Annotated in this window: 14 protein-coding genes, 1 tRNA gene and 1 pseudogene; 11 read left to right on the top strand and 5 right to left on the bottom strand. The window is 63.9% G+C overall.

Annotation, left to right across the window (positions count from 1 at the left end; all coding sequences use genetic code 11):
- The first annotated feature begins 90 nt into the window (after nt 1-90).
- The 3 genes from rpoD (at nt 91) to ACCQ09_RS19290 (ending at nt 2,822) form a co-directional block, all read left to right on the top strand.
- A complete protein-coding gene (gene rpoD, locus ACCQ09_RS19300; RefSeq protein WP_040941915.1) occupies nt 91-1,965 on the top strand; it encodes an RNA polymerase sigma factor RpoD in 1,875 nt (624 codons plus the stop codon).
- 251 nt (nt 1,966-2,216) lie between these two features.
- On the top strand, nt 2,217-2,462 hold the full coding sequence (locus ACCQ09_RS19295; RefSeq protein ID WP_012439399.1) for a hypothetical protein: 246 nt from the start codon (nt 2,217-2,219) through the stop codon (nt 2,460-2,462).
- 284 nt (nt 2,463-2,746) lie between these two features.
- A tRNA-Ile gene (locus ACCQ09_RS19290) sits at nt 2,747-2,822 on the top strand.
- Between the two features lie 119 nt (nt 2,823-2,941).
- On the opposite strand, the gene ACCQ09_RS19285 is transcribed toward ACCQ09_RS19290, so the two are convergent.
- A protein-coding gene (locus ACCQ09_RS19285) for an IS3 family transposase (RefSeq protein ID WP_087942080.1) occupies nt 2,942-4,086 on the bottom strand; the annotation gives its coding sequence in 2 pieces (ribosomal slippage) (nt 2,942-3,849 and nt 3,849-4,086; 1,146 coding nt in all).
- Nucleotides 4,087-4,272: 186 nt separating this feature from the next.
- Between ACCQ09_RS19285 and ACCQ09_RS19280 the strand changes: the two genes are divergently transcribed.
- Together ACCQ09_RS19280 and ACCQ09_RS19275 are read left to right on the top strand one after the other, a co-directional pair.
- Nucleotides 4,273-5,778: a sensor domain-containing diguanylate cyclase gene (locus tag ACCQ09_RS19280; RefSeq protein WP_040941914.1), complete on the top strand. Its 1,506-nt coding sequence runs from the start codon at nt 4,273-4,275 to the stop codon at nt 5,776-5,778.
- Nucleotides 5,779-5,781: 3 nt separating this feature from the next.
- Nucleotides 5,782-5,943: pseudogene (locus ACCQ09_RS19275) on the top strand (LysR family transcriptional regulator); the annotation flags it as partial.
- Between the two features lie 40 nt (nt 5,944-5,983).
- Here ACCQ09_RS19275 and ACCQ09_RS19270 read toward each other — a convergent pair.
- On the bottom strand, nt 5,984-6,460 hold the full coding sequence (locus tag ACCQ09_RS19270; protein ID WP_040941912.1) for a hotdog fold domain-containing protein: 477 nt from the start codon (nt 6,458-6,460) through the stop codon (nt 5,984-5,986).
- Nucleotides 6,461-6,684: 224 nt separating this feature from the next.
- Here ACCQ09_RS19270 and ACCQ09_RS19265 point away from each other — a divergent pair, with 224 nt between their 5' ends.
- Nucleotides 6,685-7,203, top strand: a complete 519-nt coding sequence (locus tag ACCQ09_RS19265) for a hypothetical protein (protein WP_040941911.1) — start codon at nt 6,685-6,687, stop codon at nt 7,201-7,203.
- Nucleotides 7,204-7,208: 5 nt separating this feature from the next.
- Here the strand turns inward: ACCQ09_RS19265 and ACCQ09_RS19260 are convergent, their stop codons facing one another.
- Nucleotides 7,209-8,135 carry a LysR family transcriptional regulator gene (locus ACCQ09_RS19260; RefSeq protein WP_040941910.1) on the bottom strand — a complete coding sequence of 309 codons (927 nt, stop codon included), beginning with the start codon at nt 8,133-8,135 and terminating at the stop codon, nt 7,209-7,211.
- Nucleotides 8,136-8,559: 424 nt separating this feature from the next.
- Between ACCQ09_RS19260 and ACCQ09_RS19255 the strand changes: the two genes are divergently transcribed.
- The 4 genes from ACCQ09_RS19255 to ACCQ09_RS19240 all read left to right on the top strand — a co-directional run bounded on the left by ACCQ09_RS19255 (nt 8,560) and on the right by ACCQ09_RS19240 (nt 11,650).
- The gene (locus tag ACCQ09_RS19255) at nt 8,560-9,630 is read left to right on the top strand and encodes an aldo/keto reductase (RefSeq protein ID WP_040941909.1); all 1,071 of its coding nucleotides are present in this window, start codon (nt 8,560-8,562) and stop codon (nt 9,628-9,630) included.
- Between the two features lie 17 nt (nt 9,631-9,647).
- Entirely contained in the window at nt 9,648-10,193 is a 546-nt protein-coding gene (locus tag ACCQ09_RS19250; RefSeq protein WP_228428360.1) for a nuclear transport factor 2 family protein, read from the top strand.
- Nucleotides 10,190-10,579: an Atu4866 domain-containing protein gene (locus ACCQ09_RS19245; protein ID WP_080640170.1), complete on the top strand. Its 390-nt coding sequence runs from the start codon at nt 10,190-10,192 to the stop codon at nt 10,577-10,579. The genes ACCQ09_RS19250 and ACCQ09_RS19245 overlap by 4 nt, the downstream gene beginning before the upstream one ends.
- A gap of 168 nt (nt 10,580-10,747) precedes the next feature.
- Nucleotides 10,748-11,650, top strand: a complete 903-nt coding sequence (locus ACCQ09_RS19240) for an SDR family oxidoreductase (protein WP_011038804.1) — start codon at nt 10,748-10,750, stop codon at nt 11,648-11,650.
- A 48-nt stretch (nt 11,651-11,698) separates the two neighbouring features.
- On the opposite strand, the gene ACCQ09_RS19235 is transcribed toward ACCQ09_RS19240, so the two are convergent.
- Complete coding sequence (locus ACCQ09_RS19235; protein WP_011038803.1) at nt 11,699-12,103, bottom strand: Rid family hydrolase; 405 nt, start codon at nt 12,101-12,103, stop codon at nt 11,699-11,701.
- A 129-nt stretch (nt 12,104-12,232) separates the two neighbouring features.
- Here ACCQ09_RS19235 and ACCQ09_RS19230 point away from each other — a divergent pair, with 129 nt between their 5' ends.
- Nucleotides 12,233-13,165, top strand: a complete 933-nt coding sequence (locus ACCQ09_RS19230; RefSeq protein ID WP_011038802.1) for a LysR family transcriptional regulator — start codon at nt 12,233-12,235, stop codon at nt 13,163-13,165.
- Between the two features lie 193 nt (nt 13,166-13,358).
- Here ACCQ09_RS19230 and ACCQ09_RS19225 read toward each other — a convergent pair whose 3' ends face one another.
- Nucleotides 13,359-15,197, bottom strand: coding sequence for a M14 family metallopeptidase (locus tag ACCQ09_RS19225; RefSeq protein ID WP_040941907.1), 1,839 nt, complete (start codon nt 15,195-15,197; stop codon nt 13,359-13,361).
- Between the last annotated feature and the right edge of the window lie 8 nt (nt 15,198-15,205).

Below are 15,205 nucleotides of genomic sequence, written 5' to 3'. Positions count from 1 at the left end.
GCTGCCTGTCTTGATTCCGGCAGACCGGGCTTCACGCTGGTATAATGCTAGGTTCTCTTTCCAATCTCAAAGCCGGTGGCGCGAGCACTCATGGCCAACGAACGTCCTGCCCAGCAATCCGACATCAAGCTACTGATCAGCAAGGGCCTGGAACAGGGCTATCTGACCTACGCCGAAGTCAATGACCACCTGCCCGACGACCTGGTCGACCCGGAGCAGATCGAAGACATCATCAGCATGATCAACGGCATGGGCATCGATGTCCATGAAGTTGCCCCCGATGCTGAAACCCTGCTGCTCAACGATGGCAACACCGGCAACCGCGAGGTTGACGACACCGCTGCCGAAGAAGCCGCCGCCGCGCTGACCGGGCTGGACACCGAAGGTGGTCGCACCACCGACCCGGTGCGCATGTATATGCGCGAAATGGGCACGGTTGAGCTGCTGACCCGCGAAGGCGAAATCGCCATCGCCAAGCGCATCGAAGAAGGTCTGAGCCAGGTCCAGGCAGCACTGGGCGTGTTCCCGCTGTCGACCGAAATGCTGCTGGCCGATTACGAAGCGCACAAGGAAGGCAAGAAGCGTCTGGCCGAGATCGTGGTCGGCTTCAACGACCTGATTGAAGAAGCCGACGCTGCCGCCGCTGCACTGGCCGCTGCCGGCCCGGTCGCCGTGGACGAAGACGCGGTCGATGAAGATGACGACGAAGACGGCGACGACGACGCTGCCGAGGAAGAGGCCGGCCCGACCGGTCCGGACCCGGTGGAAGTGGCCACGCGCATGGAGAACCTCGCCAACGAATACGCCAAGTTCAAGAAGATCTACGCCAAGAACGGCGCCGAGCACAAGCTGGTGGTCAAGGCGCGCGAAGACATGGCCGCCATCTTCACCACGCTCAAGCTGCCGCTGCCGCTGACCGATGCGCTGGTCACCCAGCTGCGTGGCGTGGTCAACGGCATCAAGGATCACGAGCGCAAGGTACTGCACCTGGCCACCACCGTGGCACGCATGCCGCGCAAGGACTTCATCCGCTCCTGGGAAGGCAACCAGACCAACCTGGAATGGGTGGAAGACGCACTCAAGCGCAAGCAGAAGTGGTCGTCGGCGCTGCGCGACGTCAAGGACCAGATCGTCTCCGAGCAGCAGGGCTCGATCGAGATGGAAAAGGCCAACTACCTGACCCTGGGCGAGATCAAGGAGATCAGCCGTGCGATGGCCTATGGCGAAGCCAAGGCGCGCAAGGCCAAGAAGGAAATGGTCGAGGCCAACCTGCGTCTGGTCATCTCCATCGCCAAGAAGTACACCAACCGTGGCCTGCAGTTCCTCGACCTCATCCAGGAAGGCAACATCGGCCTGATGAAGGCCGTGGACAAGTTCGAATACCGTCGCGGTTACAAGTTCTCGACGTATGCCACGTGGTGGATCCGTCAGGCCATCACCCGTTCGATCGCCGATCAGGCGCGCACCATCCGTATTCCGGTGCACATGATCGAAACGATCAACAAGTTGAACCGCATTTCCCGCCAGATGCTCCAGCAGTTCGGCCGTGAGGCCACGCCGGAGGAGCTAGCTAAGGAAATGGACATGCCCGAGGACAAGATCCGCAAGGTGATGAAAATCGCCAAGGAACCGATCTCGATGGAAACCCCGATCGGCGACGACGAGGATTCGCATCTGGGCGATTTCATCGAGGACACCAACGTGGAGTCCCCGATCGACAACACCACCAACATCAATCTCTCCGAGACGGTGCGGGACGTGTTGGCCGGCCTGACCCCGCGGGAAGCCAAGGTGCTGCGCATGCGCTTCGGTATCGACATGAACACCGATCACACGCTGGAAGAGGTCGGCAAGCAGTTCGATGTCACGCGTGAGCGGATTCGCCAGATAGAGGCCAAGGCGCTACGTAAGCTGCGTCACCCGAGCCGTTCGGAACAGCTGCGGTCGTTCCTGGACATCGACTGATCGCACAGCGGTCAGCGCAACTCGGTTCCACAACAGCCCCGCTCATGCGGGGCTGTTGCGTTATGGAGGCGTCCACGCTCTGCTGTTCGCAAGAATCAACGCAGCACGCAAATCACGCAGCCTGGCGTGTTCACGGCACGCGCACGAAGCTACACAGGCCCGCAACATTAAGGACGCGTTTCCCGATTACTCACGTATTTTTCTAGCGCCACGCCCTACCGTGCTAGTCGAATGGAAACGGGAGCGCCACCATGAGCAGGCAAAGCCGATTCGAAACCACCACCTACCGCGACAGCGAGATCCGCGTGCGTGTGGAACAGGCGTCTGTCGGTGCGAAGTGGACGCTATGGGTGGATGTGTACGTTGCCCGCGGCAAACGGTTGCCACGGATCAGCGAGCAGAACGTGGAGTACGACAATTACCAGGACGCCATCGCGCACGGCTTTCGTACCGGCCGCGCGCTGGTGGATGCGCAGCAAGAAGTGGCCGATGCGTGAGTGGTTGGTTGTTGTCGAGGACCACCAGTGCAGCGGAACAACCAGTGCAGCAATATGCGAGTGCGGCAATGAGCGCGTTGTAGTGCTGGCCTGAAGCGGCCAGTGACGAAGGTCCGATGCGCAGCAGAGGAGCCCAGCCAACCCTGGGCTTTTTTGTGGGCGTGGCACAGCCAGGCGGTTGTGCTTTTTGCAGGTAAGCGCAGACAGCGAAGCGGCCGGGCAGGTAAACTCTGCCGACTCTGGGGGCAGCTGATGCATGCAGCACCGACGAGCTGCGCGACGCAGGGCCTATAGCTCAACGGTTAGAGCAGAGGACTCATAATCCTTTGGTTCCAGGTTCGAATCCTGGTGGGCCCACCAGTAAAATCAATGATTTGCTGACGCGTCTCATCTTAAGAGAGAGGCCAAAGGTACATTTTCGGCACAGTCCGGGAAGTAGAGACCTATGGCAACTGATACGCCCAGGGTTCCGTAGACACTCAAGACCCTCGTTGCGCGTAGCGCCGTTCAAACTCTACAGGTGACAGGTCGCCAGTTGAACCGTGGCGGCGGTTGGGGTTGTAGAACATCTCGATGTAGTCGAATACCTCGGCGCGAGCGGCGTCCTTGGTGGGATAGGTCAGCCGCCTGATCCGCTCGCGTTTGAGCAGGCCGAAGAAGCTCTCCACGGGTGCGTTGTCGTGGCAGTTGCCACGCCGACTCATGCTGCACACCAAGCCATGGGACGCCAGGAAACTGCGCCAGTCATCGCTGGTGTAGACAGACCCTTGGTCCGAATGAACCAAGCAACCAGCGTTGGGTTTGCGCCGCCACACCGCAGACAACACCGCCTGCACGACCAACTCGGTGTCGGCCCGATCGCGCATCGCCCAGCCGACGACCTGCCTGGAAAACAGATCGATCACAACAGCCAAATACATCCAGCCTTCATGCGTGCGGATGAAGGTGAAATCGCTCGCCCAGGCCGTGTCCGGCTCCGTCACGTCGAACTGTCGGTCAAGCAGGTTGGCCGCCGCCTTGCACTGCATTCCTCCATGGAAGCGCGGTTTGCGACCATAGCCCACCTGGGCACGCAGTCCCTCGGTGCGCATCAGCCGATGCACCCGATGACGACTACAACGCTCACCCAGATCGCGCAGATCCGTGGTGATCTTGCGATGCCCATAGACACTGCCGCTGGCCAGCCAGTGGTGCTTGATTAGTCCAAGCAAGCGATCATCTTCCTTGGCGCGCTCACTGTTGGGCGAGCACAACCAGGCGTAATAACCCGACCGGTTGACCCGCAATACCCGGCACATTGCACACACCCTGAATTCCCCGCAGTGGGCTTGCATGAAGGCGTACTTTGCCTTTACCCCTTGGCAAAGTACGCGGCGGCCTTTTTTAGGATGTCGCGCTCCTCGGTCACTCGACGCAACTCTGCCTTCAGCCGCCGAACCTCGGCGCTCTGGTCCACCTCGGCGCGATGCACCACGCCAGACTTGCCGAACGTGCGCAGCCAGGCGTACAGGCTGTGCGTCGTGACACCCAGCCGCTCGGCGACTTCTGCCACCTTGAACCCACGATCAGTCACTTGCCGGACCGCCTCGATCTTGAACTCATCCGTATACCGCTTGCTGCTCATAGACACCTCCGAATCGACCATTTTCCATGGCCTTGAGATGTCTAGGAAACCCTGGGCGTATCAGGTGCGTCGTGGTCGAAACTCTAGACGTTGCGTGCGCCGGGTTGGGCCGCCTCATTGGATTCAGATTCCTTTGCAGTCGACAAGTAGATGCATGAGCGGCACACCTCATAGGGCGGGAAACGCATGGTAGTTCCTTTCAATTGGCAACGCATCATTCTCAGATCTGTTCCCTATTTTGCGGCGGCAATGATCCTGTTGATGGTCGGTACCAATGCTTACCAGACATGGGCGGGATACCGTTCCGCATTGGACGCGGCCCGTAGCACAACTGAGAATCTTGCCCACTCTGTGGGGCAACATGCAGATGATGCAATCAAGGACGCCGACATACTTTCCATGAGCGTGGTGGAGCGAATCGAAGGTGATGGATTCGAGAACATCGACAGGAATCGGCTCCATCTTCTCTTCCAGCGTCAGGTACGCAGCCTTCCGCAATTGCACGGAATCTTCGTTTACGACGAAAAGGGTAACTGGATAGTCACCGACAAGGACAAGGTTCCTGCGTCAGCCAACAATGCCGACAGGGAATATTTCCACTATCACAAGGCGCATGCGGGCGAGCGTGTGCACGTCGGCCCTGTGATTACCAGTCGTTCGACCGGCGAGCTGGTTATTCCGGTGTCCAGGCGAATCAATAACAAGGATGGAAGCTTCGGCGGGGTTTTTCTAGTGACTCTTCGCGTGCAGTACTTCAGTAGGTTCTATGCCGATTTCAGAATGGACGAGCAAGGTGTGATCGTTCTCGCAGATCAAAACGGAACCATCATGGTGCGTCATCCATTCGACACGAACATGATTGGTAGAAATATCGCCAAGGGGGATATCTTTTCGAAGTACCTGCCGCATGCATCGCGGGGCGTGCACATGGTGGTTGCGATCACTGACAAGGTGGAGCGTATGTATGGCTACGAACGCCTCAATCGCTATCCGCTTGTCGTACTGGCCGGCAAGTCAAAGCGTGCAATTCTTGCGTCTTGGTACGAGAGTTTGTATGGCTCATTGATCATGCTCTGTCTGATCCTTCCGATTCCAGTCCTCTTTGCGACCCTTATTTCGCGCCAGATAAAGACAACGCTGAAAGTCGAAGATGAGCTGCGACTGGCCTATGCCGCAGTGGAAGCCATTGCCATGCAGGACAGCCTGACCGGTCTGGCGAACCGCAGGCAGCTTGATGTGGTGTTGCCCGCCGAGATCAAGCGCGCAAAGCGAACATCGCAGCCGCTCGGCGTGATCATGGTCGATATCGATTATTTCAAGCGGTACAACGACTATTATGGCCACCCTGCAGGCGACCTCTGCATCAAGGCAATCGCCAATGTGCTGAAGAACCACACGCGGCGCGCTGGCAATCTCGCTGCCAGGTACGGTGGAGAAGAGCTCACTGTGTTGCTTCCCTCATGCGACCAGGCTGCGGTGCTGGCAGCAGCCGAGCGCATTGTGGAGAGTATTCGTGGGCTGCAGATTGCGCACGACGACAGTCCGGAGGGCTACGTTACCGTCAGCGTCGGGGCATATAGCTATAGCGCGTTCAACAAGGAGGTTGATGCAAGCGGGCTATTGAAATGCGCCGACGATGCGCTTTACGCGGCAAAGCAGGCTGGACGCAATCGCGCGCGCTTGAGCGCGTAGCCGCTGGCGCGCGGGGAACTGGTGCAGTGGGGAACGGTGTCCGGCGTGACGCCGGCGCTGTGGGTGCTGCACACCTCGCGGCGGCTGGCCGCGCCCAAGGTGCGCGCGTTCGTGGATTTTCTGTGCGCGCGCTACCCGGACGGGTCACTGGTGTTGCAGGGCTGACCATTGCGGGTGGCGCGTGCAGCGGCGTGGCGGCGTGCCGCTACGCTTTCTTCGGCGACACCCACATCGCAATCACCGCACGGAAGACGGTGTCTCCGGCGGTGTCCTTGATCAGCACTTCAACCGGGTACTCCCTGGCCACATCGAAAGTAGGTGACGGGTCGAGCGGGCGGGCTTCGGCCACCACCGCGGTCGTGGCTTTCTTGAGGTACTGCACGTCCATGCCGCGCGGGATCCAGCGATGCGTGGCGGGCACGGTCACCTCGGTCATGGTGCCGCCGGCCAGTTCGGCCGCGTTGCACATGGCGATCGCATGCACGGTGCCGATGTGGTTCAGCACCTTGCGCCGCTTGCGCACGGCCACCACGCACTGGCCGGGGCGCAGCACCGCAAAGCGCGGGGAGATCGAGCCGAAGTAGGGCGCCTTCAGGCACAGCAGCCGGGAAAACAGCCATTTGCCGCCTGGCAGCGGGCTTAGCCGTGTCCAGATTTTGAGGGTCTGCGATTGCGTGGCCATGTGCTGCGTTCGCTGTGTGCGGGAGCGGAATGGTCGAAACATACCATGCAGTATGGTGGCCGCTGCAAGCGCCACGCAGCACCGCTCGATCTGGCTGTGCAGGTGTACGCCAGCCGGTGCAGCGGTGAGCGTTGCGCTGCCATCGCCTGGTGCAGCCGCACGGGCGCCCAGTGCTCAGGCATGCTCAGAACACGGTCCGCCCGGACCACACACAGGACGGACCCATGCTGTACGTGCTGATCGCGCTGCTGTTGATCGAAGCGGTGCTGATGCTGTGCTGGAACCGCTGGTACTGCCGCTGGGGCGTGCCCCTGTACGTGCGACGCATCCCGGCCACCGCAACGGCGCTGGCGCACTTCCCGTTGGGCCGCACCGAGATGACGCTGGATGACTCCGCGTGGGCGCCGCTGGTGTTCCACCCGCTGTCGGAAACAAGCAGTGCGTTTCGTGAAAGCGTATGGATGCGCCTCAAGCCGAACTACGCACCGGTGATGCGTGGCGTGGTGTTGGTGGACAAGCGCGATCGCGAGATCCGCATCGTGGGCCTGTGCAACTGGAGCATGCTGTGGGTGGCGCTGATGCTCGTCCAGGCGCTGCCGGTGGTGCCGCTGCCAGTGCTGGCATTTACGGTCTTGCTGGGCGTGATCTACGCCATCCAGCGGCATCGCTTCAACCACGTGAGCGATGTGGCGGCGCGCTTGCTTGCCGAGCCCGCGCCGTGGCGGCCTGAGGTGCGTGTGTAGCGCCGTCAGGCCGGTGCATATTGCTCGGACATGACCTGAGGCGGTACTGCCAGATAGCGTTCGAACGACGTGACCAGGTGATTGAAGGTGGCGCGGATGCGTGGCACATCGCGCAGGTCTTCGTGGGTCACGATCCAGGTGGTGAGTGCGGGCAGTGCGACCTCGGGCAGCACCTGCACCAGGCATGGGTCTGCGCGGGCGATCGGGCATTGCGCAATGGCGATGCCCAGGCCGGCGCGTGCGAGCGCAAGTTGCGCAGGGTGGCTGTCGGTGCGCGTGGCCAGGCGGTCACGCAGCAGGTGCGGATGCAGGGCGCGGGCCAGGCTCAGGTCGGCGCGGTTGCGATCGGGGCCGATGAGCTCGTGTTCGAGCAGTGCCTCCACCGTGGCCGGCGCGCCACGGCGCGCAATGTAATCGCGGTGCGCAAACAAGCCCAGGGCGATCGCACCGACCTTGCGCGCCACCAACGCGCCTTGCGTGGGCGGCTGCATGCGCACGGCAATATCGACTTCCTGTTCCAGCAGGTCCGCCGGCGTGTTGCTGAGCACCAGCTCGGTGACGATATGCGGATGCTTCTGGCGCAAGCGCGCCAGCATCGCCGGCAAAACTTCGACGCCAACAAAGTCCGACACGCTGATCCGCACGGTGCCGGCGACCAGCCCGGGCGGTGCAGACGCCAGCCACACGAACATCGCCGAGGCACGCGCCATGGTGCGGGCCGCCGCTTCCAGCCCGCGCGCTTCGCTGGTGGGAATCAGGCCGGTGATCGCACGGGTGAACAAGGTGGTGCCCAGCGCGGCTTCAAGCGAAGCGATGCGTGCGCGCACGGTGGGCTGGGCAACGCCCAGCTGGCGCGCGGCAGCCGAGAGACTGCCGGTATCGAGAACCGCCAGGAAGGTGCGTTGATCTTCCCAGGCGATGTCATGGCTCATAAGAATTTTTCCGGCAGCTGGGCATGTTTTGTCAGTTCCATCCTAGCCGCTGCAACGGCACCCTTGCGCTGCTCTGCAGTGATGCCACATGCAGGCGAACAGCACCTACCGCTGAGATCGCTTGGTGTCGTTGTGCGCATCAGGTGCTGGCGAAGACAGCGCTGGAATGCAGCCTCTGCGGCGGTGCGCAGCGCCACCGGTTGTGCTGGGTGTCCACAACGCGGCGATGCAAAGGTTGGTCGCGCTGATGTGGCTGCGCGCTTGCGATGCGGTCGCGTCTGCCACGGTGGAGCGGCCGGTTGTGCGCTCGGCGGATCAGGCAAGGATTGCGGAGGATGCGGTTACCGGCCCCGCACACGCCTGCAGCACAGTGTTCCCCAGCGCAGTGCAGTACCGCGCGTTACTTCAACAGGAGGAATTCCCTATGCAGCACGCAATGTCTCTGGATCAGTATCGCTTGCTCGGCCGCTCCGGTCTGCGCGTCTCGCCGCTGGCGCTGGGCACGATGACCTTCGGCAAGGAATGGGGCTGGGGTGCCGATGAAACCGACGCCACGCGCATATTCGATGCGTATGTCGAGCGTGGCGGCAACTTCATCGACACCGCGGTGAACTACACCAACGGTGCGTCCGAACGCATGCTGGGCCGGTTGATCGCCGACAAGCGCGAGCGTGTGGTGGTGGCGACCAAGTTCACCATGGCGCGCGACCCGGGCAACATCAATTCCGGCGGCAATCACCGGCTCAACCTGATGCGCTCGGTGGAAACCAGCCTGCGCCAGCTCGCCACCGACCGCATCGACCTGTTGTACCTGCACGCCTGGGACTTCACCACCGCGCCGGATGAAGTGATGCGCGCGCTGGATGATCTGGTGCGTGCCGGCAAGGTGCTGTACCTGGGCATCTGCAACACGCCGGCCTGGCGCGTGGCGCAGCTGCAGACGCTGGCGGATCTGCGTGGCTGGTCGCCGTTGGTGGCCCTGCAGATCGAGTACAGCCTGGTCGAGCGCACGGTCGAGCACGAGCTACTGCCGATGGCGCGTGAGTTGGGCTTGGGTGTCATGCCCTGGTCGCCGCAGGGCGGCGGCATTCTCACCGGCAAGTACACGCGCGCAGATCTCTCCGACGAGAACGGCGCGGAGGTGGCTGCCAGCCGCAAGGGCGTGATTGCCTCCACCGGGCATCTCAACGCGCGCTCGCTGGACATCGCCGATGTGGTGGGCGAGATCGCCGACGAACTGGGTGCCTCACGCTCGCAGGTCGCATTGGCGTGGACCTTGCGCAACCCGGCGGTGGTAGCGCCAGTGATGGGCGCGCGCACGCTGGAGCAGGCGCTGGACAACTTCGGCGCACTCGGCCTGACGCTCAGCGATGCGCAACTGCAGCGGTTGGATGCCGCCAGTGCGCCGGCGCCGATCTTTCCCGAGCGATTCATCGGCCGGCCGATGGCGCAGCAACTCATCTACGGCACCGGCAGCGTGCAGCTGCGCCGTTGAGCACAGGAGTACCGCACATGAGCACACACACCGCATTGCCTGCCGTCCTGCTGGCGGCCGTGCTGTGGCTGCCCGGCGCACAGGCGGCCAGCGTGGCCGCCCCCGCCGCAGCCGCACAGCACGACACCTCGCGCATGGCTGCGCACAACAAGCAGCTGGTCGATACCGCGTTCAAGCAGTGGTCGGCCGGCGGCAGCGGGTTGTTCGACACGCTGCTGGCCAGCGACGTCACCTGGACCATCGAAGGCTCCGGCCCGTTCGCCGGCACCGTGCATGGGCGCGATGCGCTGGTCGATAAAGCGGTGCGCCCGTTGGCCAGCCGCCTGTCCACGCCGCTGCGGCCGCTGCACTGGCAGCTGTGGGCCGATGGCGCGCATGTGATCGTGCAATGGGAAGGCGCGGCCACTGCGCGCGATGGCGCCCCGTACCGCAATCGGTATGCGTGGATCATGCGGATGCGCGACAACAAGGTGGTGGAGGTCAACGCCTTCCTGGATCTGCCGCACTACACCGATGTGTTGCAACGCATCCAGGACACGGCTGCACGCGTGGGCAGCCCATGAACGATACCCGCATGCAGCTCGCTGTTGCGGTGGCCATCGGCGCCGGCGCTGCCGTGCTGTGCGGGCCCACCAGCGCATGGCGCGGCGATGCATCCGGCGTCAGCAGCGCAGCCTCTTCTTCTCCCTCGGAGCATCTCATGCAACACCATCCGTACTTGGGCATGTGGGTCACCGGTGACGGCCGTATCCGGCAGGAACTGCTGCCCACCGGCCGCTACGACGAGGCCCGCGGCACACGCAAGAGTGCCCATCAAGGCCGCTATGAAGTGGAAGGTAATCGGATCCAGTATTGGGACGACACCGGCTTCACCGCCGATGGCACGTTCGTCACCGCCGATGAACTGCATCACGGTGGCATGGTGTTCTATCGCGAAACTGGCGAGTAACGAAGCCACACAGCGCTGCAGTGTGGAATGCCACTGCAGCGTGCGTGACCAGACACACTGCTTCAACCCGCAGCGCAACGCACCGTTGAATCTCTGCTCCGGCCTTCGCCTCCGCGCCGGTGGCAAAGCCTGCGCGCAATCCGGAGGCGTCATTGCATCGGAGACAACATGAAGACAGTGCTGATTTCAGGATCCGGATCGGGCATGGGCCTGCTCACGGCGCAAACGCTCATGCGCGCGGGCTATGTGGTGTATGCCGGCGTGCGCGACCCCGACGGGCGCAGCAAGGAACGCCGGCATGCGCTGGAAGACTACGCACGTGCGCACGCCGCGCAGGTGCGGGTAGTGGACATGGACATCCACAGCGAGGCGTCCTGCCAGCGCGCGGTGGAACAGGTGGTGGCCGAGCACGGTCATCTGGATGTGGTGATCCATAACGCGGCGCATCTGTATATCGGCATGGCAGAAGGGTTCACTGCCGAGCAGTTGGCCGACAGTTTCAACACCAACGCGGTGGGCGCCCACCGGCTCAATCGCGCGGCATTGCCGCAGCTGCGCAAGCAGGGCCACGGCACCTTGCTGTATGTGGGCAGCACCATCACCCGCATCGTTGCGCCATTCATGATGCCGTACGTTGCCGGCAAATATGCACTCGATGCAGTGGCCGAAACGACCGCCTACGAAGTGCAGCCGCTGGGCATCGAAACCGTCATCGTCATGCCCGGCACCTTCATGGACGGCACCTCGCACTTCCAGACCGCGGTGCATCCGCAGGACACCCAGGCCGTGGACGGCTATGCCGCCGTGCAGCCGGAATTCGACAACTATTCGCCTGGCCTGCGCCGGTTGTTCCGCGATGCGCAGCCGGCGCCGGTGCAGGCGGTGGCCGATGCGATTGCCCGCGTACTGGCCTTGCCGGTAGGTGCCAAACCACTGCGAATCACCGTGGATTTTGCCGATTACGGTGCGGAGGCAATCAACGCCGTGGTGGAGGCGCAGACCGAGCGCGTGTTCCGCATCATGGGCATGGAGCGCCTGCGGAGTGTGGCAACGCAGTCGTCAACATCCTGAGGGGTGAGACGATGCAGGGGCCGCCATACGCGGCCCCTGCATTTGCGATCACGCCGCCGCCTGCTCCGGCAGCTTGGCAATCACCTTGATCTCGAACTGGAAGCCGTACAGCCAGGTCACGCCCACAGCGGTGACGGTCGGGTAGGGCGGCGGGCCCCAGTGCGTGGCCCACTGCTTGAACACGACGTCGAAGATGGTGTCCGGGTCGACCATGAACCAGGTGACGTCGATGACGTCGTCCCGCGTGCAGCCCGCCGCGGCGAGTACCGCGTCGAGGTTGGAAAACGCCAGTGCGATCTGGGCGTCCAGGTCGGGTTCGGGCGAGCCATCGTCGCGGCTGCCGACCTGGCCGGAGACAAACAGCAGGCCCTCCGCACGGAGGGCGGGCGAGTAGCGGTTGCGCTCATACAGCGCCTGACGGCCTGCGGGGAAAACAGCGTCACGTGTTGCCATGGGGTATCTCCTATGTGGGCAACGTGCCCATCGAACGTGCAGCCACAGTAAGCAGCGCGCGGCAGCGGATAAATCCCTGCCAGCGCACATGACTATTTGTAGAATCCAAACAATTGAGCAGACCGCAGGATGGCGATGGATCGGTTCGATGCAATGCAGGCATTCGCACGTGTGGTCGAGTCCGGCAGCTTCACCAAGGCCGCCGACACCCTGCAGATCAGCAGGGCAACGGTGACCCAGCTGGTGCAACAGCTGGAGGCGCGCCTGCGGGTGACCTTGCTCAATCGCACCACGCGCCGTGTGGCGGTCACCGCCGATGGCGCGGCCTATTACGAGCGTGTGGTGCGCTTGCTGGCCGACATGGACGATGCGGAAACCAGTTTGTCGGTGGCATCCAGCGTGCCGCGTGGGCGCTTGCGCGTGGATGTGCCCAGCCCGCTGGCGCGCCTGATCCTGATGCCCGCGCTGCCGGACTTTCATGCGCGGTATCCGGATATCCAGTTGCACATGGGCGCCAGCGATCGCCGCGTGGATCTGATCGGCGAGCAGATCGACTGCGTGGTGCGCGGCGGCACCATCACTGATCAATCGCTGGTGGCGCGGCACGTGGGTGACCTGCAGGCGGGCGTGTATGCAGCGCCCGGCTATCTCGCACGCCTGGGCATGCCTGCGCATCCACGCGAGCTAGAAGACACCGCCCACCGCACCGTAGGCTTCATGCGCTGGGGCGATGGCGTGCCGTGGCCACTGGTGATGCAGCGCGATGGCGAACACGTGCAGGTGCACGGTCGCTACGTGGTGGCCAGCGACGACGGCAATGCCTACCTGGCCGCGGGGCTGGCCGGCATGGGCGTGTTGTGGTTGCCGCAGTACATGGCGCGTGCACCGCTGAGCCGCGGCGAGCTGCTGCCGGTGTTCGCGGACTGGCAGCTGGACCCGATGCCGCTCTCGATCGCCTTCCCGCCCAACCGGCACGTGAGCGCGAAGCTCCGCGTGTTCATCGATTGGGTGATTGCGTTGATGGCCGAGCATGCGCCGGTAGTGCAGCGACCGATGGCGTAACGGTCTACGGGCGATGTGGTGATCATGGTGATCACTGCGCATCCGTGGGAAGCGACGTGTCGGGCGACGTCATCGCCGGTGAGGTGCGCCTTCCTGCGCGCTTGCGTGGTGCACGCTGCGCTGTATGCAGTGACTCAGCCTCGCCAGGCGCTGCCGCACGCCAGCGGCCGCAGTGCGGCCGCAGTGCGGCCGCTCACTCGCGCAGCTCACGTCGCACCGGATATTGCCAGCCGCTCAGAGCGGCGTACGGCGAACGTGCGTAGATCCATTGCAGGCGCGCGTCGCCATCGGCACGAAACGCGGGGTCAGCGGCGAGCTTGCGTTCGAAGTCGCTGCGCAAGGCTGCGTCGTGTTGCAACATGCGTTCGGTGAAACGCACCAGCTCGGCGCCGTAGAGGCCGCTGTCCGGGTTGCCGGCGTGGCGGAACAGGCCGCTGGCCAGCAGCGAGTCGCTGCTTTGCGGCTCCAGCAAGGCGGCGGCCAGCATGCGCATCGGCTGGTCAGAAGGAATGCGGATGCTGCCGAGCGCGAAGGTTTCTTCCACCTGCGCGCTGTGCGGGGTGTTGCTGCCGGACTGCTTGACCATGCGGGTGCGCTCCACGCGCAACTGGCGTGGCTGCTGCAGGCGCTCGTACTGAATGCCGTGGGCATCCAATCGCGCGACCACATCGGCGTTGCCGGGCGGAATCCACCAGGCCTGCGGATAGGTCACCGCCTGGGTCTGGCGATAGCCGATCACCGGCATGGTCCAGGTGGCATCGCGGCCTTCCCAGCGCAGCTCCTGCCGGCCCGATGCCGGCGACAGCGCACGCGTGTAGGTCACGCCCTTGAAGGGCAGCTGCGCGATCGGCTGCTCCAGGCGCTCCCAGGCCACCATCAGTTCGGCGGGCCGCGCGGCGCGGTCGGTGCGTTTGGCGGCGGCAATGCGCGTGGCATCGCGGGCCACCACGCGCAGCGCCACTTCCAGCAGCACGTAGTCGCCGAGCACGCGCTGGCGATAGGACTTGAGCCGGTGGTTCTCCACCAGCACGGTGGGGATGCCGGCAAAGTCGCCGTAGCCGGTGGAATAGCGCGGGCCTTCCGGCGAGTAGCGCAGGCCCGAGCGCGGGTCGTTTTCGTCGATCAGGCTGGGGTAGATCGTGGGGGTGTGGCCCTGCGTGCGCAACGCGGCATCGACCGCCGGGGTGAAGCGCTGCTGCAGCCAGCCGGCAGTGGCGCGCGAGCGTGCATACGTGCCCCAGCCAGCGAAGGTGTAGGTGATGTCGTATTGATGATCCAGCCCCTCGCTGACATGCAGATCAATGTACAGCGCCGGGTCCAGCCGGTGCAGCAGCGCCACCACCGCGCGGGCTTCCGGCGTCTCGAGGTTGAGATAGTCGCGATTGAGGTTGATGCCGCGCGGGGTGCTGTTCCAGCCCGCCCCCTGCGGGCCACGCAGGGCCGCGCCCACCAGCGGGCCGCGCTGCTCGTGGCCATCCACATTGAGGATCGGCACGAACACGAAATCCACCTGGTCCAGCAGCGCGTCCTTGCCGCCCTGCGCGATGTCGCGCAACAGCATCAGGCCGGCGTCCTTGCCATCGATCTCGCCGGCGTGGATGCCGGCCTGCGCCAGCACCACGGGTTTGCCGGCTGCTCCCTTGCGGGCGCGCACCAGCAGCAGGTCGCGGCCCTCGCTGCTGGTGCCGAATACCTCCAGCGACAACAGCGGCGAGGCGGCGACCAGGCGCTCCAGCCACGCGCGGGTGTCCGCATAGTTGGGCGTGCTGACGAAGTCGCTGCGTTCGGCCGGCGTTGCCCACTCGGCGTTCGCCTTCATCACCAGCGACTCGCTCGCACCATGCCAGGCGCGCACCGGCGGCAGCGGCGCGCGGGTATCCAGGGCTGGCTGCGCGGACGCGTGCAGGCTTGCCAGCAAGGTCAGCGCGAGCAGGTTGGCACGGGCGGGTGTGCGGCGCGGCGCTGCGGCGTCACCGGCGATGGGGGTGCGGGTGGAGGTGCGGGGCAGGCGGCCGTGCTGGGGAGAAGACATGCGGTGAT

It is taken from the genome of Xanthomonas sp. NCPPB 2586 (assembly GCF_041475775.2).
In the GTDB taxonomy this organism is placed as follows: domain Bacteria; phylum Pseudomonadota; class Gammaproteobacteria; order Xanthomonadales; family Xanthomonadaceae; genus Xanthomonas; species Xanthomonas campestris.
This window is presented reverse-complemented; position numbering and strand designations above follow the sequence as displayed.

Coding starts and splice junctions, on each gene's coding strand:
- rpoD (WP_040941915.1), top strand. CDS start 91: ATGGCCAACGAACGTCCTGCCCAGCAATCCGACATCAAGCTACTGATC.
- ACCQ09_RS19295 (WP_012439399.1), top strand. CDS start 2,217: ATGAGCAGGCAAAGCCGATTCGAAACCACCACCTACCGCGACAGCGAG.
- ACCQ09_RS19280 (WP_040941914.1), top strand. CDS start 4,273: ATGGTAGTTCCTTTCAATTGGCAACGCATCATTCTCAGATCTGTTCCC.
- ACCQ09_RS19270 (WP_040941912.1), bottom strand. CDS start 6,460: ATGGCCACGCAATCGCAGACCCTCAAAATCTGGACACGGCTAAGCCCG.
- ACCQ09_RS19265 (WP_040941911.1), top strand. CDS start 6,685: ATGCTGTACGTGCTGATCGCGCTGCTGTTGATCGAAGCGGTGCTGATG.
- ACCQ09_RS19260 (WP_040941910.1), bottom strand. CDS start 8,135: ATGAGCCATGACATCGCCTGGGAAGATCAACGCACCTTCCTGGCGGTT.
- ACCQ09_RS19255 (WP_040941909.1), top strand. CDS start 8,560: ATGCAGCACGCAATGTCTCTGGATCAGTATCGCTTGCTCGGCCGCTCC.
- ACCQ09_RS19250 (WP_228428360.1), top strand. CDS start 9,648: ATGAGCACACACACCGCATTGCCTGCCGTCCTGCTGGCGGCCGTGCTG.
- ACCQ09_RS19245 (WP_080640170.1), top strand. CDS start 10,190: ATGAACGATACCCGCATGCAGCTCGCTGTTGCGGTGGCCATCGGCGCC.
- ACCQ09_RS19240 (WP_011038804.1), top strand. CDS start 10,748: ATGAAGACAGTGCTGATTTCAGGATCCGGATCGGGCATGGGCCTGCTC.
- ACCQ09_RS19235 (WP_011038803.1), bottom strand. CDS start 12,103: ATGGCAACACGTGACGCTGTTTTCCCCGCAGGCCGTCAGGCGCTGTAT.
- ACCQ09_RS19230 (WP_011038802.1), top strand. CDS start 12,233: ATGGCGATGGATCGGTTCGATGCAATGCAGGCATTCGCACGTGTGGTC.
- ACCQ09_RS19225 (WP_040941907.1), bottom strand. CDS start 15,197: ATGTCTTCTCCCCAGCACGGCCGCCTGCCCCGCACCTCCACCCGCACC.